Annotated in this window: 18 protein-coding genes; 15 read left to right on the top strand and 3 right to left on the bottom strand. The window is 42.7% G+C overall.

Annotation, left to right across the window (positions count from 1 at the left end; genetic code table 11):
• Nucleotides 1-62: 62 nt before the first annotated feature.
• From ACDD58_RS16920 to ACDD58_RS16890, 7 genes are all read left to right on the top strand, one after another.
• Nucleotides 63-2864, top strand: coding sequence for an ABC transporter permease (locus ACDD58_RS16920; protein ID WP_370778490.1), 2802 nt, complete (start codon nt 63-65; stop codon nt 2862-2864).
• 530 nt (nt 2865-3394) lie between these two features.
• The gene (locus tag ACDD58_RS16915; RefSeq protein WP_117919480.1) at nt 3395-3559 is read left to right on the top strand and encodes an ATP-binding cassette domain-containing protein; all 165 of its coding nucleotides are present in this window, start codon (nt 3395-3397) and stop codon (nt 3557-3559) included.
• Nucleotides 3549-4307 (top strand): ATP-binding cassette domain-containing protein, encoded by a 759-nt coding sequence (locus ACDD58_RS16910; protein ID WP_370778489.1) that lies wholly within the window; start codon nt 3549-3551, stop codon nt 4305-4307. Before ACDD58_RS16915 ends, ACDD58_RS16910 begins: the two co-directional genes overlap by 11 nt.
• A gap of 14 nt (nt 4308-4321) precedes the next feature.
• Nucleotides 4322-4735 carry a GNAT family N-acetyltransferase gene (locus ACDD58_RS16905; protein WP_370778488.1) on the top strand — a complete coding sequence of 138 codons (414 nt, stop codon included), beginning with the start codon at nt 4322-4324 and terminating at the stop codon, nt 4733-4735.
• Nucleotides 4736-4821: 86 nt separating this feature from the next.
• Complete coding sequence (locus ACDD58_RS16900; protein ID WP_370778487.1) at nt 4822-5760, top strand: TrmH family RNA methyltransferase; 939 nt, start codon at nt 4822-4824, stop codon at nt 5758-5760.
• A 71-nt stretch (nt 5761-5831) separates the two neighbouring features.
• Nucleotides 5832-6953, top strand: coding sequence for a glycerate kinase (locus ACDD58_RS16895; protein ID WP_370778486.1), 1122 nt, complete (start codon nt 5832-5834; stop codon nt 6951-6953).
• A gap of 160 nt (nt 6954-7113) precedes the next feature.
• On the top strand, nt 7114-9144 hold the full coding sequence (locus ACDD58_RS16890; RefSeq protein WP_370778485.1) for an ABC-F family ATP-binding cassette domain-containing protein: 2031 nt from the start codon (nt 7114-7116) through the stop codon (nt 9142-9144).
• A gap of 55 nt (nt 9145-9199) precedes the next feature.
• On the opposite strand, the gene ACDD58_RS16885 is transcribed toward ACDD58_RS16890, so the two are convergent.
• Complete coding sequence (locus tag ACDD58_RS16885; RefSeq protein ID WP_015520231.1) at nt 9200-9364, bottom strand: TIM-barrel domain-containing protein; 165 nt, start codon at nt 9362-9364, stop codon at nt 9200-9202.
• Nucleotides 9365-9541: 177 nt separating this feature from the next.
• On the opposite strand from ACDD58_RS16885, the gene ACDD58_RS16880 reads away from it, so the two are divergent.
• The 4 genes from ACDD58_RS16880 (at nt 9542) to ACDD58_RS16865 (ending at nt 12441) form a co-directional block, all read left to right on the top strand.
• Complete coding sequence (locus tag ACDD58_RS16880) at nt 9542-9919, top strand: GntR family transcriptional regulator (RefSeq protein WP_015520232.1); 378 nt, start codon at nt 9542-9544, stop codon at nt 9917-9919.
• A gap of 2 nt (nt 9920-9921) precedes the next feature.
• Nucleotides 9922-10788, top strand: a complete 867-nt coding sequence (locus ACDD58_RS16875) for an ABC transporter ATP-binding protein (RefSeq protein WP_173885109.1) — start codon at nt 9922-9924, stop codon at nt 10786-10788.
• Nucleotides 10785-11396 carry an ABC-2 transporter permease gene (locus tag ACDD58_RS16870; protein WP_015520234.1) on the top strand — a complete coding sequence of 204 codons (612 nt, stop codon included), beginning with the start codon at nt 10785-10787 and terminating at the stop codon, nt 11394-11396. Before ACDD58_RS16875 ends, ACDD58_RS16870 begins: the two co-directional genes overlap by 4 nt.
• A 133-nt stretch (nt 11397-11529) precedes the next feature.
• Nucleotides 11530-12441, top strand: coding sequence for a hypothetical protein (locus tag ACDD58_RS16865; protein WP_370778484.1), 912 nt, complete (start codon nt 11530-11532; stop codon nt 12439-12441).
• Here the strand turns inward: ACDD58_RS16865 and ACDD58_RS16860 are convergent.
• Entirely contained in the window at nt 12438-14039 is a 1602-nt protein-coding gene (locus ACDD58_RS16860; RefSeq protein WP_370778483.1) for a diguanylate cyclase domain-containing protein, read from the bottom strand. The genes ACDD58_RS16865 and ACDD58_RS16860 overlap by 4 nt on opposite strands.
• Before the next feature lie 180 nt (nt 14040-14219).
• Here ACDD58_RS16860 and ACDD58_RS16855 point away from each other — a divergent pair, with 180 nt between their 5' ends.
• From ACDD58_RS16855 to ACDD58_RS16845, 3 genes are read left to right on the top strand one after another with little or no spacing between them, the layout of a single operon-like run.
• Entirely contained in the window at nt 14220-15374 is a 1155-nt protein-coding gene (locus tag ACDD58_RS16855) for a sugar MFS transporter (protein WP_199536177.1), read from the top strand.
• A 57-nt stretch (nt 15375-15431) separates the two neighbouring features.
• Nucleotides 15432-16814: a sodium-dependent transporter gene (locus ACDD58_RS16850; protein WP_370778482.1), complete on the top strand. Its 1383-nt coding sequence runs from the start codon at nt 15432-15434 to the stop codon at nt 16812-16814.
• Between the two features lie 16 nt (nt 16815-16830).
• Complete coding sequence (locus tag ACDD58_RS16845) at nt 16831-18819, top strand: RecQ family ATP-dependent DNA helicase (RefSeq protein ID WP_370778481.1); 1989 nt, start codon at nt 16831-16833, stop codon at nt 18817-18819.
• Here ACDD58_RS16845 and ACDD58_RS16840 read toward each other — a convergent pair.
• Nucleotides 18779-20143, bottom strand: a complete 1365-nt coding sequence (locus tag ACDD58_RS16840) for an MATE family efflux transporter (RefSeq protein ID WP_118597548.1) — start codon at nt 20141-20143, stop codon at nt 18779-18781. The two genes, ACDD58_RS16845 and ACDD58_RS16840, sit on opposite strands and share 41 nt — an antisense overlap.
• 137 nt (nt 20144-20280) lie before the next feature.
• On the opposite strand from ACDD58_RS16840, the gene ACDD58_RS16835 reads away from it, so the two are divergent.
• The gene (locus ACDD58_RS16835; protein WP_370778480.1) at nt 20281-21150 is read left to right on the top strand and encodes a LysR family transcriptional regulator; all 870 of its coding nucleotides are present in this window, start codon (nt 20281-20283) and stop codon (nt 21148-21150) included.
• Nucleotide 21151: the final 1 nt, after the last annotated feature.

The following is a 21151-nucleotide window of genomic DNA, read 5'->3' as shown; positions in this document are numbered from 1 at the left end:
GAAGCTGTACTGGCGCACAATCTTGTGATGCGCTTAAAAACAGCGCAAGAATGGAGATTAGTATGAAAAAGAAAAAAATCAAAAATCCGCTTATCAGACGAATACCGAGGGAACTGACAGGAGACTGGAAAAAGTATCTTGTGGTAAGTCTGTTCCTGATTCTGATGATCGGCTTTGTGTCCGGTATGTATGTTGCAAACGAGAGCATGATGACAGCGGCTGATGAGGGTGTTGGCAGATACAAGCTGGAAGACGGACACTTTGAATTAAAAAAGAAAGCAGACGAAACACTGCTTGATGCAATTAAGACAGGCGATAAAGCGGATGTTAAACAGTATTACATCGACGAGGCAAAAAAGAAGCTGGATAAAAAGTTCGATAGTGAATTTGAAGAAAAGTTCAAAAAAGAATTTGATGAGAAGTTTGAAACAGAATTTAAGGAAAAATTTGATGCAGAGTTCCAGTCAGAATTTGATGTTTCTTTTAATGCACAGATAAAGCAGATGCTGATGGCGCAGGGACTTGATGAAACAACTGCGGGAGTTATGCTTGATACAGCAGTAGCACAGGCAAAACAGTCCAGGCAGTACAACAAAGCCTATGATACAGCGTATGAAAAAGCATATCCTAAGGCACATGACGAGGCGTATGAGAAAGCGTTTGATGAGGCACATGACGAGGCATATGAGAAAGCATACGACGAAGCCTGGAACAAGGTTTTAGATGAGATCAATGAGAAATATGCGGATGCAGAAGAAAAATATGAATTGAACGATCCTGATTTTAAGGAAACTCCGGTTCATCTGTATGAAAATTTTTACAGGGATGAAGAGGAAGATCATGACAACGACGGAACTTCGGATGGAACAGTCCGTGTTTTTGCAAAGACAGATGATATCAATCTTGCATGCCTGATGGACGGAAGTTTCCCGGAAAAAGAGGATGAAATTGCCATTGACCGTATGCATGCTGACAATGTCGGGATAAAAGTCGGCGATGAGATCACAGTCGGAGAAGAAAAATATCAGGTCGTTGGTCTGATCGCATATGTCAACTATTCCACACTGCACGAAAAAAGCACGGATCTGATGTTTGATGCCTTAAAGTTTAATGTTGCAATGGTAACAGATGAGGGATTTGCAAAGTTACATAAGACGATTCATTACGATTATGCATGGAAGTATGAAAATGAGCCGTCAGATGAAAAAGAAGAGAAAAACCAGTCGGATGATTTTATGCGGGCGTTGCTCACACAGACCGTGGTAAATGACAATGAGATTGAAGATTATGTGCCAAAATATGCGAATCCGGCGATTCATTTTGCAACCGACGACATGGGCTCTGATGAGGCAATGGGAGGTGTGCTGCTTGATATTCTGATTGTCATCATCGCATTTATTTTTGCAGTTACGATCAGCAATACGATCACAAAAGAGTCATCTACAATCGGAACATTGCGTGCGTCCGGCTATACGAAAGGGGAGCTGGTACGCCATTATCTGTCTATGCCGGTTATCGTTACCCTGATTTCCGCATTAGTCGGAAATGTGCTTGGCTATACGGTATTTAAAGATGTTGTGGTATCCATGTATTATAACAGTTACAGCCTTCCGACCTATGAGACGATCTGGAATCCGGATGCATTTTTTAAGACAACCCTGATACCGGTCGTGCTGATGTTTATGGTCAATCTGATCGTCATTATTAAAATGATGCAGCATACACCGTTACAGTTTCTGAGGCATGATCTGAAAAAAACAAAACGCAAAAAAGCAATGCGGCTGCCACATTTTAAATTTTTTAACAGATTCCGTCTGCGCATCATGTTTCAGAATGTGGCAAATTATCTGATTCTGTTTGTGGGAATTTTCTTTATCATGGTGATGCTTGCAATGGCAGTGGGAATGCCGGATACGCTTTCTTATTACAAAGAAAATGCAAAAAATATGATGTTTGCAAAGTATCAGTATGTTCTGAAATCTTTTGAGGATGAAGATGGAAATGTACTGACGACGGACAATAAAGACGCAGAAAAATTCAGTATGTGTTCTTTGCAGAAAAAAAGCGATGTAATAGATGAGGAAGTCTCTGTTTACGGTATTTCAGACAATAGTAAGTATGTAGAAATAAAAGGTATGCAGTCCCTGCAGGAAGATGAAGTTTATATTTCCAGATCATTTTCAGAAAAATATGAACTTAATGTCGGGGATACCGTTTCACTGGATGAAAAATATGAAAACAAACAGTATACGTTTACGATAGCCGGAATTTATGACCAGTGCGTAAACATTGCAGTATTTATGCCGATTGAAAATTACCGCATGGTATTTGAGCTGGATGAAGAGGCATTTAGTGGATATTTTTCAAATGAAGAGCTTGCAGATCTGTCGGAAGATGATATTGCAACGGTGATCACCGAGCGTGATATCACAAAGATGTGTGACCAGTTAGATCATTCCATGGGATCTTATATGGATTATTTCCAGATACTTTGTATCCTGCTTTCCGCAGTTTTGATCTATCTTCTGACAAAACTGATCATTGAGAAAAATGAGAATGCAATTTCAATGACAAAGATTCTTGGATATGAGAATAAAGAAATCGCCAGCCTGTATCTGCTTTCCACAACGATCGTGGTTGTGATCGAAGATGCGGTCAGTGTTGTACTTGGAGCATTTGTTATGAATCTGGCATGGAAGGCGATCTTGTTTAGTTACAGTGGATGGTTTGCATTTGTGATCCAGCCAGCCGGATATGTGAAAATGTTTGCATTTGTGCTGATCGGATATCTGTTTGTAATGATACTGGACTTTATGCGTATCAAAAAGATCCCGATGGATCAGGCAATCAAAAATGTGGAGTAGAGATTGCTGCTGTGCATATTTATTGTGTGACCGGTAACGAAAGATTTTTCGTAAAAATTTTTGGTTGCATTAAAAATGGCATTGTGCTACTATTGCAATAGAAATTTAAAGGAGAGGAACCAATGCGGAGATAATTTACTTTTGAAACATGAAAGAAAACAGAGTCAGCAAGAGAATGTGTGTCATATATGCCATACGTTTGTCTGCTGATTCGGGATGATACATGGCATATATTGCACCGGTATAAGGAATAAAGTGCATGATATGTTGTGTAAATCTGAAGTTACAGCAGTATTGCAGAGGTGCAGTACTGCATATCATGTTGCCAAAAGTGGATTTGATTCTTGTATCCTCTCTTTTTTGTGTTAAAAAATGGCGGAAACGGACATTTTGTTGTCCGGGACAATCGATTTTATCTTACAATGTGCAATCTATTGTCTGCCAGATGTGATCATAAAATATGTGAGGTGTAAGAAAAATCCCATGGCAGCATGGGATTTTTTGTATGGAAGGGAAATGGGGAGATTTTTATGTCACAGATTCAGGTAACAGATCTCACATATGGTTATGAGGGAAGTTTTGATACGGTTTTTGAAAACGTATCTTTTGGGATTGATACGGACTGGAAGTTAGGTCTGATCGGGAGAAATGGAAAAGGAAAAACAACTTTTTTAAATTTGCTGCGTGGAAAATGATTTTCTGCTGATCGATGAGCCGACAAATCATTTAGATATGCATGCAAGGGAATGTGTGAAAGAATATCTGTGCGGCAAAAAAGGGTTTATTCTGGTATCGCATGACAGGGATATTTTAGATGCCTGCATTGATCATGTGCTGGTTTTAAACCGAAAGACGATCGAGGTGCAGAGCCGTGTGACACAGTATGAACGCCGGATGGAGAGGAAAATACAGGAGAAAGAGGGGCTTTTGCAGGATGTTGAACAGCCTGTCAGTTTAAAACTTATGCCGCTTTCCTATCATAAGGAACGTCTGATTTCATGCAGGGAACTTTCGGTGCGGTATGAAGGTGCAGAAAGTGATACATTGAAAAATCTCACATTCGAACTGATGCATGGGGAGAGAGTCTTTTTACATGGAGAAAACGGATGTGAAAAATCGACGCTGATCAAGACAATTTTGCAGAAATCAGGCAGCAGATATGAAAAATTGTTCGTGACAGACGGAGAAATTCGAACAGCGTCTAATCTGGTGGTGTCATATATTAATCAGGATACCAGCTTTTTGCAGGGGGACATCAGAGCGTTTTGCAGGGAAAGAAATTTAGAAGAAAGTTTATTTTTTACATTATTGCGCCAGCTTGATATGGAGTGTGTACAATTTGCGAAAAGACTCGAAGAGTTTTCGGAGGGTCAGAAGAGGAGGATAAAAATGTTAGAACGGATTGAAAATGTAAATGAACAGGTAATAAAAAAATGTTTTTAGTATATGCAGAATCCATGGTGGATATGGAGGGGGAATTTAAAGATCGTGATGAAATGGAGGCATCATATGCGGCGTTTTTAAAGGAGTTTATCCAGAATCCCAAGCAGATGGTGTTCATTGAAACTGACGAAAAACAGTGGGTAAGCGGACTCAGGGCAGTTGAGTCAGAGCCGGGAAAATGGTTCCTTGAGGCAGTTGAAACGATGCCGAGGAAGAGAAACAGAGGATATGGTAAAAAATTGATACGTCATGTGACGGAGTTTTTGAAAGGCACAGGCGCAAAAAAGATAGATTGCATTATAGGAAAAAGTAATTTATCATCAATAAAAATGCATTCGGATTGTGGATTTAAAGAGACGAAGGAGCCTCCGGTAAACTGCTGGGGAGAGCTTGAGGAGGGAAGAATTCTTTTCCAGCTTGAAATTTAATCATAAGCCATTTTGCACATGGTATAATCAATGAATTTATCTGCCATATGCTCAATCGCTGATACAGGAGAGAAAAGAGGAACACAATGATAAATATTATAGAAATCAAAAATCTGGATGTCCCGGAGCTGCAGATTTATTACAATTTAAATGAAGCACAGCTTTTTCACTATTTTGAGCCGAAGCCGGGGATTTTCATTGCGGAAAGTCCGAAGGTGATCGAGCGTGCCTTAGATGCCGGCTGTGTGCCGATGTCATTTCTGATGGAAAAAAAGCATGTAAAGACGCAGGCAAAAGAAATCCTTGCGCGCTGCGAAAAATTACAAAGTCAGGACATCAAACAGACTGACAAGATGGAAGCAGAGAATGGAAATTCAAGCATGGCGGCGGAGCATGAAATTCCAGTCTGCGCAGCAGAGCATGAAATTCCAGTCTACATGGCAGAAATCGAGGTGCTTGCAAAAATCACAGGTTATCAGCTGACACGCGGCATGCTCTGTGCCATGTACCGTCCCACACTGCCTTCCGTGGAGCAGCTCTGCAAGAATGCAAGGCGGGTTGCAATTTTGGAAAATGTGGTAAATCCAACAAATGTCGGAGCAATTTTCCGTTCTGCGGCGGCACTTGGAATGGATGCAGTTCTTTTGACACCAGCCTGTGCAGATCCGCTGTACCGGAGAGCAAGCCGTGTCAGCATGGGAACGGTATTTCAGATACCGTGGACATATTTTGATAAAAATGTATCCTGGCCGGACGGTGCGATGGATGTGCTGCATAAGCTGGGATATAAAACGGCGGCAATGGCACTTCGGGATGACTCCGTGAGTATAGATGATGAAAAAATGATGGCGGAGGAAAAGTTAGCAATCGTTCTCGGAACGGAAGGTGACGGGCTGGCAGATCACACGATCGCAGACTGTGACTATACGGTGAAAATTCCGATGACACATGGTGTGGATTCACTGAACGTGGCGGCTGCAAGTGCGGTGGCATTCTGGCAGCTTGGGATGAAGTGCGAACAGTAACAAACTAACTTCTTAGAGAAAGATGGAAGTGTGAAAAATAAGATTTTTCACACGCAAGAATGGAGATTTATATGAAAGTAGTAGCAGCAATCGATTCATTTAAGGGAAGCATGACGTCCATGGAGGCTGGAAATGCTGTAAAGAAAGGAATTCTGGCAGCAAAACCGGATGCAGAAGTAGTGGTAAAACCGCTCGCAGATGGCGGTGAAGGAACGGTGGATGCACTGATCGAAGGTTTGGGAGCAGAAAAAATACCGGTTACCGTGGCAGGACCGCTTGGAGAAAAAGTGTCGTGTTATTACGGTTTTTTAGAAGAGACAAAAACGGCTGTCATGGAAATGGCATCTGCCGCAGGAATCACGCTTGTGACAAAGAAAGATCCATTGCGTGCATCTACCTATGGAGTGGGGGAGATGATTGCAGATGCCCTGAAACGCGGCTGTAAAAATTTCATGATTGGAATTGGTGGAAGTGCAACCAACGATGGCGGCATCGGAATGTTAAAGGCGCTTGGATTTGAATTTTTTGATGAAGATGGAAATGATGTGGGAGAGGGCGCGGCTGCGCTTGCAAAGATTGAGGTGATCCGGACTGAAAATAAAAATCCGCTGCTTTCCGGTACAAAATTTCAGATTGCCTGTGATGTGAAAAATCCGCTTTGCGGCAAACAGGGTGCAACTTACATATTTGGACCACAAAAAGGTGTGACGGAAGAGCAGAAAGAGCAGGTCGATGAAGCAATGAGACATTATGCGGATGTGACCAAAGAAAGTTTGGATTGTGACTTTGCGGACTGTGAGGGCGCCGGTGCAGCGGGAGGACTCGGATATGCATTCCTTTCGTATCTTGCGGGAGAATTAATACCGGGTGTGGAACTGATTTTGCAGGCAACCGGCCTGGAAGAAAAAATGAAAAATGCGGATGTTGTGGTGACCGGAGAAGGACGTCTGGATGCGCAGACGGTCATGGGGAAAGCACCGGCCGGTGTTGCTGCTCTGGCAAAAAAATATAATGCGAAAGTCATTGCATTTGCAGGGAGCGTTGCACCGGAAGCGAAAGTCTGTAACCGGGCGGGAATCGATGCATTTTTCCCGATCGTAAGAGGCGTGACAACATTAGAAGAAGCAATGAAAAAAGAAAATGCAATGGAAAATATAGCCGCCACGGCAGAGCAGGTATTTCGGCTGCTGTGAGGGAAAAGAACGGAGATTTGTGTGAAAATACATTTTTTCACACGCAAGAAAGGGGGTTAATATGATTCGTTTACTTCGGCTGGTGTTAGAAGGTAGGTAGTCTATCAAAGATAGAGGAGTTAGTGTAAAAGTAAGATTTTACGCAGGAATGGAGATAAACATGAGATATAAGATCAGTCATGCCCTCGTGCAGTTTGGCGGAGATGTGATTTTACGTGATGTCAATTTTGAGGTGCATGATAAAGAAAAAATCGCCATTGTAGGACGAAACGGCTGTGGAAAGACCACGCTGCTGCGTCTGATCGCGGGCGATATTTCGATGAATAATTTAGACAGCGATGAAGAATGTGGTATTACGATGGCAGGAAAACAGGAGATTGGTTTCCTGCGTCAGGTTAATTTTACGGAAAAAGATGTGACCGTGGAAGAGGAAATCAAGAAAGTATTTGAGCCGGTGTTTGCGTGTGAAAAGCGGATGAGGGAACTTGAAAATGAGATGAAAACTTCCGCGGACAAACAGCTTTTGCGCGAATATGACAACTTACAAAGCCGTATGGAGGCAATGAGGGGATATTCGTGGCAGCAGGATATGGAGACTATGTTTCAGCGGTTCGGGTTTGCGTTAGAAGATCTGAAACGCCCGATCGGAAGTTTTTCCGGTGGACAGCAGACGAAAGTGGCATTTATCAAACTGCTGTTAAAACGTCCGGATATCATGCTGCTCGATGAGCCGACCAACCATCTGGATCTTCCGACAATCGAGTGGTTAGAAGGATATTTAAAGACTTATGATAAGGCGGTCATCATTGTTTCACATGACCGTATGTTTTTAGACAAAGTGATCGATGTGACCTACGAGATCGAATATCATGAGATCAAGCGTTATACCGGCAATTACACGGCATTTATGAAGCAAAAAGAAGAGGCACTGATCAAACAGGAAAAAGACTATGAGGAGCAGCAAAAGGAGATCAAACGTCTGACGGACTGGATCGAAAAATGGAAAAATACGCCGACGAAAGTGGCGGCGACACGTTCAAAGCGCATGGCGATCGAACACATGGTAAAAATCGAAAAGCCGAGACATTTTGATACGAAAGCATTTCATGCGAGATATGTACCGCGCATGGAAAGCTACACGAATGTGATTCATGCCAAAAATCTTGAGATCGGTTACGATACCGTCTTAAGTAAAGTCTCATTTCTGCTTCAAAAGAAAGACAGACTTGCAATCATTGGGGAGAACGGTAAAGGAAAATCCACACTTTTGAAAACCTTAGTCGGCGAACTGCCTGCGTTAGGTGGTGAATTTTCATTTGGACAAAATGTAGAATGGAGTTATTTTGACCAGCAGAAAGCAGTGCAGGAGCATTTCCGGGAAGATCAGACCGTGCTTGAAAATTTCTGGGAGGAATATCCTTCCTATATGAGGGAGGAAGTCCGCAGTGCACTGGGGGGATTTTTATTTTCCAGAGAAGATGTAGAAAAGAAGATGGGACAGCTTTCCGGCGGAGAAAAAGTCCGTCTCGCACTCTGTAAAATGCTGCAGACCAGACCGAATCTTCTGATCTTAGATGAGCCGACGAACCATATGGATATCGTTGGAAAAGAGGCGTTAGAACAGATGTTAAGAGAGTACGAGGGAACAGTACTTTTCGTCTCACATGACCGTTATTTTATCAGCAGGATCGCAACCGGGATTTTGGAGTTTTCAGAGAGTGGTGTGAAACAATATGCCATGAGCTATGAGGAGTATCTTGCAGAAAAACAAAAAGAGATGGAGATTTCCGGAAAAGGGCGAGGAATGTCACAGAGTGCGAGGTATGTGTCAGGAAATGATACACAAAATTCTGTGGGGAATGAGAAACACAATCAGCATCAGAGTGGCATAAAAACAGACGCAGATGTTCCTACTTTAACGGATGTGTTTGACAAAAAAACTTATTACAATCCGGGCAAAATCCGTTCAAGACTGCATCACCAGTTAGAAAAATATGAAAATATGTTAGAGGAGAGCGAAGAAAAACTCGCTGAAATAAAAATGCAGTTCATGGATCCGGAGCTTGCCAGTGACTATCCGAAGCTGATGGAACTGCAGAATGCACTTGACGCAGAGGAAAAGAACCAGGAGAGTCTGTTAGAGCGGATGCTTGAGACGGAGACCGAACTTGCGGAATTTGAGGAGGAGTGAGTATGAAATAATTGGACCCAAAGTTCTTGGATGAACTTTTGGTCCTTGTTTATATCTATATCCGTTCAAACACTGGAATATGTTCGATCGGTGCATCTGCTATAATAGTCTGACAACCCTCATAGGTTGTGCCGTCTGTTATGTTTACCCATTTTCCTGCAGGAAGATATACATCGCGTTTATTTATATCTGCGGAGAGAACCGGTGCTACAATGCTCATGTGCGGTAAAGTAACACACAGAGCTTGACAGACAGCAGCCCCCTATTCTGAGTGTCAGATACAACTATTTTTGATAACTGTATCTGGCAATTTTATTTTGAGGGTTGACTATGAGTTTATAGATGCTATAATGTAACTGTACATTAAGTACAATCAAAAAAACGAAGGCGGTGAGTTATGGAAATCATTATCAGTAATAACGCCAACAAGCCGATATATGAGCAAATCACATCGCAGATAAAAGCAATGATAATGAGTGGAGAACTGCAAGCCGGAGACGCTATTCCCTCAATGCGTTCACTGGCAAAATCTATTCATGTTAGTGTGATTACCGTCCAAAAAGCATATGAGGATCTGCAAAGGGACGGTTTTATTGAAACAACTGTCGGCAGGGGGAGTTTTGTATCGGCACAAAACAAAGAATTTTATCAAGAAGAACAACAACGTATTGCAGAGGAACATTTACAAGCCGCCGCAGAGATTGGACGGACAAGTAATATTTCCCTTGAAAAATTGACGGAGTTGTTGGCTTTATTCTATCAGGAGGACGAATGAGCATGGAAAATATTTTAGAATTACAACAGGTTTCCAAAACATTTTCTAAGTCAAATTTTGCGTTAGAAAATGTGACTTTTTCTCTGCCGTATGGTTCTATTTTGGGTTTTGTCGGGGAAAACGGAGCCGGAAAAACTACAACGATTGGCTGTATTCTAAATACAATCGCCAAAGACAGCGGAATGGTAAAGTTGTTTGGAAAAGAAATGACAGACGCAGATACAGATATGCGGGAAAGAATAGGTGTTGTTTATGACGGAGATAATTTTCCAGCTTATTGGACAGCAGCACAATTAGCGAAAGTTATGTCAGGATTTTATAAGCAATGGGACAATATTTTGTTTCAGAAATTTTTAAAAGAATACAAATTACCTGCAAATCAAAAAATTAAGCAATATTCCAGAGGGATGACAATGAAATTAGCGATTGCGGTTGCTTTATCACACCATCCACAACTGTTAATTCTGGATGAAGCTACTGGCGGACTTGACCCTGTTGTACGCGACGAGATGTTAGATACATTCCTTGATTTCGTACAGGAAGAAGACCACTCTATTTTACTTTCTTCCCATATTACAAGTGATTTAGAAAAAGTGGCAGACTATATTACATTCATTCATAACGGAAAACTGATTATGACCGTATCGAAAAATGATTTGGTTTATAATTATGCGGTTATGCGCTGCAAGGAAAATCAATTCCTTGCATTAGATCCGGCAGATATTATTGTTTATCGGAAACGTGATTTTCAAATTGATGTTCTGGTTTCAGATTGTAAAGCAATGCAGAGAAAGTACAAAGAAATCGTGATAGACCACGTTTCTGTTGATGAAATTTTTTTGCTTTTAGTAAGGGGGGATCATGTATGAAAGGTCTTTTTAAAAGCAATTTTCTTGCTGTATGGACAAATGCAAAAATTTTTTTGCTTTTTATGTTTGCAATGGGGATTGCCGTTATCATTATTCCAGACCAGACATGGCAAATGTATTTCATAATTATTGGAATTGTCGGATTAGCAGTAAATGCAGCTACCGTTATTGGAAATGAATTTTCCTCAAAATGGGGAAAATATAAACTTACTTTGCCAGTAAAGCGGATTGATATTGTAAAAAGTTTATATATAAATCAATTATTATGGATTATGATAGGAGTGCTTTTCGTTGGCATTATAATAGCCCTATCCTATCTGTTACATGGAATTACTTTTGAACAATTTGAGGGTATCTCAGGTGTACTTGTAATAGGAATTAGTATAAGTCTTACAATGGGAGCAATATTTATTCCTATGGTTTATTTAGCGGGGGAAGATAAAACCATTGTGTTTCTTATCATATCTTTGATTTGTGCATTGGGTATTGCCACAATGCTTTTTAATATACCGTTGTTCGGGCCGTTTATTTTAATTGGTTGTTCTATATTGTTATTTATCGTGTCCTTTCCTTTGACTGTAGGTATTTTCAAGAAAAAGGAATATTAGGTGATAAAGCAAAACCAGACGAGCCAGTCAACGGTCATGATGCTAGAATTTTTCAGTGCTGATTGAAATGCTGTATGAATGATAAGATTTACAGCATGTATAGCTAGTATTTAATAGGGGTGAGAATACAGAAATGAATCAATTAAAAAAGAACACAGCATACTACCATCTTCCGGGTTTGTTTGAGTTTTATGAATTATATCGTGTGTTTCTGCCATTATTCCGGGAACACAGAGAATACTTTTACGACTGGTGTGAGATAGGCTCTGTCTATGGTGCTCCGTCAGATTGTATCTGGGGTGGAGGCCGTACTTCGTTCGGGGATCACGATCCGCAGGAGGTTTTTGCGTTGATGCAGGAATACGGAATCTCAGCGCGGCTTACATTCAGCAATTCCCTGCTTGGGCAGGAACATCTTTGGGATAAGAAATGCAATCATCTCTGCATTTTATTTGAGAAAAGTGAGGGTGTCAGAAATGGTGTCATTATCTATTCGGACCTGTTACTGGAATATCTGAAAAAAAATTATCCGGGATTTTATTTTGTTTCTTCCACCACCAAGGTCCTGACGGATTTTGAGCAGTTCGTAAGGGAAGTAAACAGAGATGAGTTTCTTTACGTCGTACCGGATTTCCGGTTGAATAAGGTTTTTGATAAATTAAATACATTGACAGGGGCACAGAAAGCCAAAGTGGAATTCTTATGTAATGAATGCTGCTGGTTTGGCTGTGGGGACAGGAAAATCTGCTATGAAGCTGTCAGCCGCAAAAACCTTGGCGAAAATGGTCCGGATCACCGCTGTGCAGCTCCGGATGCAGGGAATGGCTATCGTTTTTCGAAGGCAATGGAAAATCCCGGATTTATTGGTGTGGATGATATGAAAAACAGCTATCTGCCGATGGGATTTTCCAATTTTAAAATCGAAGGCAGGGGACTTGGCAGCGCCCTGATTCTGGAGTTTCTGCTCTATTATATGACAAAACCTGAGTATCAGCTGCAGGTCAGAGAGGAGATATATCTGGATAATATGCTGGATCTTTTTTAAATAAGTCCCTTTAACACTTTCTTGTTATGGTACATCATCTCATCTGCACGTTCACGCACTTTTTCTATATCGGTATCATCCGGTGTGACCAGCGCATATCCGCATGCGATTTCCACTTCAGTCGGAATGATATTCTTATTATTGAGTATCGCTACGTCCTGATGCATTTTTTGAATAAAATGTTCTATCTGAAATTCTGTTGCATCCGGTATGATGCAGCAGAATTCATCGCCGCCGATACGGTAACATTTGCCAAAACGATCAAACGCAGTCTCTATGATATGTGCCGAATTGATGATATAGGCATCCCCGGCACTGTGTCCATAGTTGTCGTTACACATCTTGAGATTATTAAGATCAAATGTAACCACCATATGATTTTTAATATCCGATTCATTATTTATAAAGTAATCATAGGCATTTCTGTTGTAGAGTCCTGTCATGGAATCATTCAGTGCAAATTGTTCGAGTTCCTCCATCCTGCGTCTTTTTTTCAAACTGGTAACAGCCTGTCTTGCGGATTCTAAACCGAGAATTATGATAAATACAAGGAAGGATGATCTTCCAAACATTCCGGAATTATTTCCTGTTTTGTAATAACCGACCATATCCACGATAGTTGCAATGATGACAAGCGTAAGAGCCATCATGCAGGCTTTCAGTTTCTGGTCTGTCTGTTTTTTTACAATCTTATATATGATAACTGCAATGAGATAAACGAGCACCATACAAATGGAAATGTGAGTGATCCAGATGCTTCTTCGAAACTCATAGAATCCGGTAAAGTGCAGCAAACTGCAGACAACTGTCTGAAGTATACAAAGATCGCAGATGATTTTCCAGATTTTATCATCATTGATCTCAAGGAAGCTCTTTACAAACATCAAAAATGGGATAGGCATTATCATCAGAAACATAAAAGCAGCAAAAGCAGATGATCTTCTGTTTAGGAGTATCAGAGAACAAACATCTGTCTCGTTGGCGGTCCAAAGTCCAAGCAATATGGAGAAGATCCCCAGATAAAAAAGGGTTCCGTCTATATGGCTGCTGTTGTGAATAAACACCCAGTAACACGTGATAAAAAAACCGGCTAACAGAATAAATACACTCGCTATAAAAGTGGGCATAGACTGACGCAATATGCCTGTATAGATTTCATTTCCGGTTCCTATATAATATTGTTCAATTTGACCGGCTGTTTCCGGATAACAGGGTTCCAGCCTGACTATGACTGTTTCTGCATGTGTCGGCAGTTTGACAAAATTCCATACATTTCCTGTTGTATGCCCCCATATTCCACCGGAGTCATCTAATCTGTATATTTCATTGTTTTTCGTAGAAACGGTCACATGCTGATGTGAGGTAAAAAATACAAGGGAACCGTTGTTGCTTTCATTGCGGTTAATGTTAAAACTAAGCAGTACCATTCCATCATCCAGGTATTGTATTTTGTCAGGCTGACGTGCTTTGAGTTTGCTTACAGAGGCTGCATCCTGATTTGTAAATATGGTACAAAGCAGGAGCATGATAAATAATGTCAAAATTACGCCTGTCAACATTTGCTGTGCGTTTTTTTCTTTATTTTGTCTTAAGTTCATCTATGATCAGATCTCCACAAATAATACTTTTACTTTATTTTACCATGTTATGGGATAATATTCTATAATATTGCGTGGATTTTTGGTGGCGTTCAAGATATAATAAGACTGCCGGGCGAAGCGAGTCAAGATACTTGTATAAGTGGCAAACGGCGAATTGGATAAATAAAGGAGCAAAAAATGTACACACTATTATTACTATTAATTTACATGGCATTTATAAGTCTTGGCTTACCGGACTCTCTGCTTGGTTCGGCATGGCCGATCATGCATGAGGCATTTTCGGTGCCGCTGTCCTATGCGGGACTGGTCACAATGATCATCTCTGCAGGGACGATCTGTTCAAGTTTAATGTCGGAACGCCTGACAAAGAAATTTGGAACACAGATCGTTACGGTATGCAGTGTCCTGTTAACGGCAGCTGCCTTGTTTGGTTTTTCGACGTCGAGCGCATTTTACATGTTGTGCCTGTGGGCGATTCCGTATGGACTTGGCGCAGGAGCTATCGATGCGGCACTCAATAACTATGTTGCACTGCATTATTCATCAAAACATATGAGCTGGCTGCATTGTTTCTGGGGCGTGGGAACAATCATCAGCCCGTACATAATGAGCTATGCACTGACCACCTCATCCTGGCAGAACGGTTACCGCATGGTATCTTTTCTTCAGATGGGGATCACAATGATTCTGTTTGTGACACTTCCGGTCTGGAAAGTCAACAAAACGGCAGAACAGCAGGAAGAGCAGCACGAGGTGATTGGAATACGCGGTGCAGTGAAGATCAAAGGCGTACCACAGCTCTTGCTTGGATTTTTCTCTTACTGTGCATTGGAATCTACACTGATCCTCTGGTCAAGCAGTTATCTGGTCGGTGCAAAAGGTATCTCTGCGGAGCGTGCGGCGGCATATGCGGCATTGTTCTGCAGCGGTATCACGCTCGGAAGATTTTTGGCAGGATTTGTGACGGAAAAATTAGGTGATCATAAGATGATCAGGCTTGGCACAACTATTTTACTGGCTGGCTGTGCTGCAGTACTTCTGCCGATTCCGTCTGACACGGCAGCTCTGGCAGGACTTGTCGTGATGGGGATTGGATGTGCACCGGTCTACCCATCGATCATTCACGCAACACCGGCAAATTTTGGAGAGAAAAATTCCCAGGCAATCATCGGTATCCAGATGGCGAGTGCTTATGTCGGCTCTACATTTATGCCGCCGGTTTTTGGACTGATCGCAAATCATATTTCCATCACACTGCTGCCGGTCTATGTGCTGATTTTCATTGTGTTAATGTTTTTCATGGTGGAAAAGACATTCCGGCTGGTGCGGTAATAGAGAAGAAAACAAAAAATGAAGGGAGACTGTTTCACAAACTGTGAACAAAAAGATATGAGCAATTTACACACACACGACAACAAAAGAAGTTCTTTTTCTGGGAAACTGGGTTATGTACTGTCCGCCGCAGGTGCGTCCGTAGGACTTGGAAATATCTGGAGATTTCCATATCTGGCGGCAAAATACGGTGGAGGGATTTTTCTTCTGATCTATATTTTACTGGCACTGACGTTTGGATATACGATGATCATGGCTGAGTCGGCACTTGGACGCATGACAAGGAAAAGTCCGGTGGGAGCGTTTCAGGCATTTGGAAAAGCCGGATGGCTGTCAGCCGGTGGATGGATCAATGCGATCATCCCGGTATTGATCGTGCCGTATTATTCCGTGATCGGCGGCTGGGTGATCAAATACCTGATCGAGTATATCAGGGGAAATGGAAAAATGCTGGCGGCAGACGGATATTTTTCGGAGTTTATCTCAGATGGAGTATCCACGGAACTCTGTTTTATCCTGTTCTGTCTGTTCACCCTGACGATCATTTACGCAGGGGTGCGAAACGGAATCGAACGTGTATCGAAATTTATGATGCCGATACTGATCGTGTTATCCGTCCTGATTGCGGTGTATTCCGTGACAAGACCGGGCGCCATGGAGGGAGTAAAATATTTTCTTGTGCCAAATGTGAAAAACTTTTCCTGGATGACGGTGGTAGCGGCGATGGGACAGATGTTTTATTCGCTGTCGATTGCAATGGGAATCCTCATTACCTTTGGATCCTATATGAAAAAAGAAACATCACTGGAAGATTCCACAAGAAATGTGGAAGTGTTTGACACGGCGATCGCTATTATGGCGGGACTGATGATCATTCCGGCGGTGTTCGCATTTTCGGGCGGCGACCCGGATACTCTGCAGGCGGGACCGGCATTGATGTTTATTACAATTCCAAAAGTGTTTGAGAATATGGGATTTGGGACAGTAGTTGGAATCTTATTTTTCCTGCTAGTACTGTTTGCAGCAGTAACAAGTTCTATCGCATTGACTGAGAGCGCGGTTTCTACCTTTGAGGATGAGCTGGGATGGAGCAGAAGAAGAGCAACGGTTTTAGTCGGAGTGATCATGATCGCGCTTGGAAGTTTATCTTCACTGGGATATGGACCGTTAGTAGGCATTAAAATTATCGGCATGCAGTTTTTGGATTTCTTTGATTTTCTGACGAACTCTGTGATGATGCCGATTGCGGCAATGCTCACAAGCCTGTTTGTATCGAGAATCGTCGGAATGAAGCGGATGGAAGATGAGATCATGCACGGAGAGAGCACATTCCGCAGGAAAAAGATTTTTATTGTGATGATCAAATATCTGTGCCCGGTCTTTGCACTGATCATACTGATCAGTTCCGTGGCAAATGCATTTGGCTGGATTGCAATGTAAAAAGGAGAAACAAATTTTGAATTTATATCAGACACTCAAACACTATTTTGGATACGACACCCTCCGGCCTGGTCAGCAGGACTTGATGGAAGGCATCTTAAATGGCAGCGACGTCCTCGGCATCATGCCGACCGGCGCCGGAAAATCACTCTGTTATCAGGTTCCGGCGCTGATGCTGCCCGGTATCACGATCGTGATCTCACCGCTCATCTCCTTGATGTCTGACCAGGTCAAGGCACTGAACCAGGCAGGCGTACATGCGGCATACATCAACAGCTCACTGACGGAAAATCAGATCCGGGCGGCGCTTTTGTATGCGGCACAGGGACAGTACAAGATCATCTACGTCGCGCCGGAGCGGTTAAATACCATGCGTTTTTTAGATTTTGCATGCCGGGCAGACATTTCGATGGTGACAGTGGATGAGGCACACTGTATTTCCCAGTGGGGACAGGATTTCAGGCCAAGCTATTTAGAGATTGCAGATTTTCTTGCAAGACTGCCGAGACGCCCTGTGGTCAGCGCATTTACGGCGACAGCGACCGAGCGCGTCAAACAGGATATCACGGGAAGTCTGCACCTGCAGAATCCGGTGACTGTCGTGACCGGGTTTGACCGGCCGAATCTTTTCTTCCGTGTCGTAAAGCGAAAAGGTGGAAAAGAGACGGACAACAGTATTTTAAATTATGTCAAAAGGCATGAGGATGAGAGTGGAATCATCTACTGTGCGACAAAAAAGAATGTGGACAGTGTCTGTGAACTTTTATTGCAGCACGGCATTCTGGCAGGGCGGTACCATGCGGGGCTTTCTTTGGAAGAACGGAAAGAGAGTCAGGATGATTTTACCTATGACAGGATCCGTGTGATGGTTGCGACCAACGCATTTGGAATGGGGATCGACAAATCCAATGTGCGTTATGTGCTCCATTATAATATGCCGCAAAGCCTTGAATATTATTACCAGGAGGCTGGAAGAGCCGGGCGCGACGGGGAGGAAGCGGAGTGTGTGCTTTTCTTTTCCAAACAGGATATCATGATCAACAAACGGCTGCTTGACTATAAGGCGACAGAGGGCGGTTATACGGCAGGAGATCCGGCAGTCCGGGCAAATGAACAGCGGAAACTGAATCAGATGATTCACTACTGTGAGACAGATGAGTGTCTGCGCCAGTATATCCTGAACTATTTTGGGGATCACAGTCCGTGCATCTGTGAAAAATGCAGTAACTGTGTTGTGACAGAGGACGAGGTGGAGGAAAATTATATCGAGACCGGACGTGCAAAGAAAAAGACAGCAGAACTTGCAGATTTAACGGAAGAAGGGCAGGAGCTGTTTGAGAAACTGCGCAAATGCCGGTCAGAACTTGCTGCAAAACAGGGTGTGCCGCCGTTTATCATCTGTTCTGATAAGACGTTGAAAGATATGTGTGCCAGATGTCCGGCAGATAAAACACAGATGGCGGATGTATACGGAATGGGTGCACAGAAGATTGCAAGCTACGGGGAAAGTTTTGCAGAGATCATCCGGATGTTTTTGCAGACACATGAATCCGGAAATATGACGACAGGAAAGACAGAAGGAGCTGCGGTAGTAGAAATTGTGTCGAAGCCCCCGGCGGGAAAAAAGAAACAGCCGTTTTATATTGCACCGGAAAAATTAGATCAGGTAACGTTTTCTGACGCCTGCATGGTATCGGAACTGACCGACCGGATCAATGCGCTCTGTGAGGAAAAAGACCGCAAAAAGCTGACGGCTGCTTTTGTCAATGATCTGCTCGTACAAAAAGGCTATTTGAAGGAAGAGGAACAGGACGAAACCCGCATCAGACGTGTGACCGAAAAAGGCATTGCAGCGGGAATATGCGAAGAGGAAAGACGGTCAAAATTTGGCGGCGGGCATTATTATGCACTGATCCACACGAGGGAGAGTCAGGAAATGATCGTGGCGGAGCTGAAAGCATATTTTACTGATTTTCCATCCGGTTCAGCTCCGGCAGAACCGTAAACAGCATTGTGATAAAACACAGACTGCCACCGATCACATTTGATACGGGTTCTGCAAGAAATACGCCGTCCGTTCCCATGTGGAAAGTGTATGGCAGAAGATAGGTCAGCGGTACAACGATAAACACCTTGCGCAGCAGGGAAAAGAAGATCGCCTGTTTCCGTTTGTTTAAAGATTTGAAAACAGTCTGACCGATATACTGCAGATCCATAAAGATAAATGCAGCAAAATACAGTTTTAATGCGGGAACGGCATCTGCTGACAGTGCTGTATCCGAACTGAAAACACTAATTAAATATTCCGGGGCGAGAATGATCACGCTCCACATGAGGCCGGTATAGACGAGCGCCATAAGAGCCATCGTGATGCCGGCTTTTTTGACGCGCGTGGGGCGGAGGGCACCATAGTTGTAGCTTATGATTGGGGAGGAACCTTCCGTGATCGCATAGATCGGAGTTTCCACCATCTGGCGGACACTTGAGACAATTGTCATGACAGAGACGTACACATCGCCACCGGTGACGGAGAGTACATGATTGCAGCAGATGGAGACGAGACTGTTGGTGAGCTGCATGATAAAACCGGATGTACCGAGGCTGATGATACTTTTCGCGAGAGGAATGCAGGAGGAAAGTTCATTTTTTCGAAGCAGGCGGACTTTGATCTCCGCTTTGCGGCGCAGAAAATGAAACACAAACAGTGCAGATAAAATCTGTGACAATACAGTGGCGGCCGCTGCACCGTTTACGCCCAGATGGAAGGTAAAAATAAAGAGCGGATCCAGGAGAATGTTTGCGATTGCACCGATTGCCACGGAAAACATCCCGGTTGTGGAATACCCCTGTGCATTGATAAAAGGGTTCATGCCGGTAGCAATCATGGATGGAAGTGTACCGAGCAGATACAGCATCATATAAGGTCTGGCAAAAGTCAGAGCATTTTTTGAGGCACCAAAAAGAATGAGAAGCGGTTTTGCAAAGAGAAGACCGGTTCCCATCAGGAGGAGTGCACTGGCACATACCATGGAAAAAGAGGTATTTAAGATCCTGTTTGCCTGTTCTTTATCACCTTTCCCACGGTTGATCGAAAAAAGCGGTGCGCCGCCGCTCCCGAACAGATTGCTGCATGCCGTGATGATCATAATAAGCGGAAAACAAAGTCCGACTGCGCCAAGAGCCGTGGTTCCGATATCCGGGATTCGCCCGATATAAATGCGGTCTACAATGTTATAGAGCAGACTTAAAATCTGGGCTGCCAGCATAGGCAGTGCAGCGCTTAATATATTTTCTGTGACGGTTCCGTTTTCAAAATCAATGCGTTTCATGGTAATCCTCATTTTTGTGAAAAATTTAATTCTTGAAAACCAGTATAGCATAAATTATAATATATAAAAAATATTTATTTTATATCATAAAACAATATTTTTTATATATACTGACAAAAACAGGAGAGGAGGGAAACATGGAAATCAGACAGTTGGAATATTTTCGTGCAGTGGTGGAAGAGGGAACGGTGAGTGGTGCTGCGAAAGTTCTTAAAATGACACAGCCACCGGTCAGTTATCAGATGAAAATGCTTGAAGAAGAACTTAATGTACAGCTTTTTTTTCGTGGAACAAAGAAAATCACATTGACAGAAGCTGGAAAGGTGTTGTATGCAAGGTCTGGCAGTATTTTAAAAATGTTAGATGTTACAAAGCGTGAGGTGGTCAAGGTAAGTCAGTCTGCAACGATACATATTGGTATTACACCATCTACGGTTCTGATGATGTCAGAATATATTGAGAGGTTTTCAAAACAATATCCGGGGATTCATTTTGATATTCATGAGGGATCGACATTCAATTTAAAAGAACAATTAGAAAAGCACATGATAGATATCACAACACTGCGTACGCCGATCACGCTGAACGGTTGTAAGACAAAGAGGCTGATTCGGGAAAAACTGGCTGCCGTGGCAGCAGATGGATATGAGGGAATAGAGGGATTCAGGAAAAAGGATGGATCACAGATTAGTTTGAGAGAATTGTCAAAGGAACATCTGATATTATCACACCGGTATCGGAATTATATTATTTCAGCGTTTGAGGCTGTTGGACTGACCTGCGATATCTATTATGAATGTGAGGATGCAAGAACAGCGATGACAATTGCAGAAAAAGGGATTGGAGTGGCAATTTTGCCAGAGTCCATGCGTGTGTCTGACTCGATGTGTGTTTATGGCATTACGGACGCTGATCTTACAACCGAGATATTGTTAGCATGGCGCGAGGAACGTTTGCCGGCAGAAGTGGAAGCATTTATTAAGGAAATGGAATTCGAGGAGGATTAAC

The sequence above is a fragment of the Roseburia sp. genome (assembly GCF_041325975.1).
Lineage (GTDB): Bacteria > Bacillota > Clostridia > Lachnospirales > Lachnospiraceae > Roseburia > Roseburia rectibacter.
Note: the sequence above shows the minus strand (reverse complement) of the source record. Positions and strands in the feature narration are given on the sequence as shown.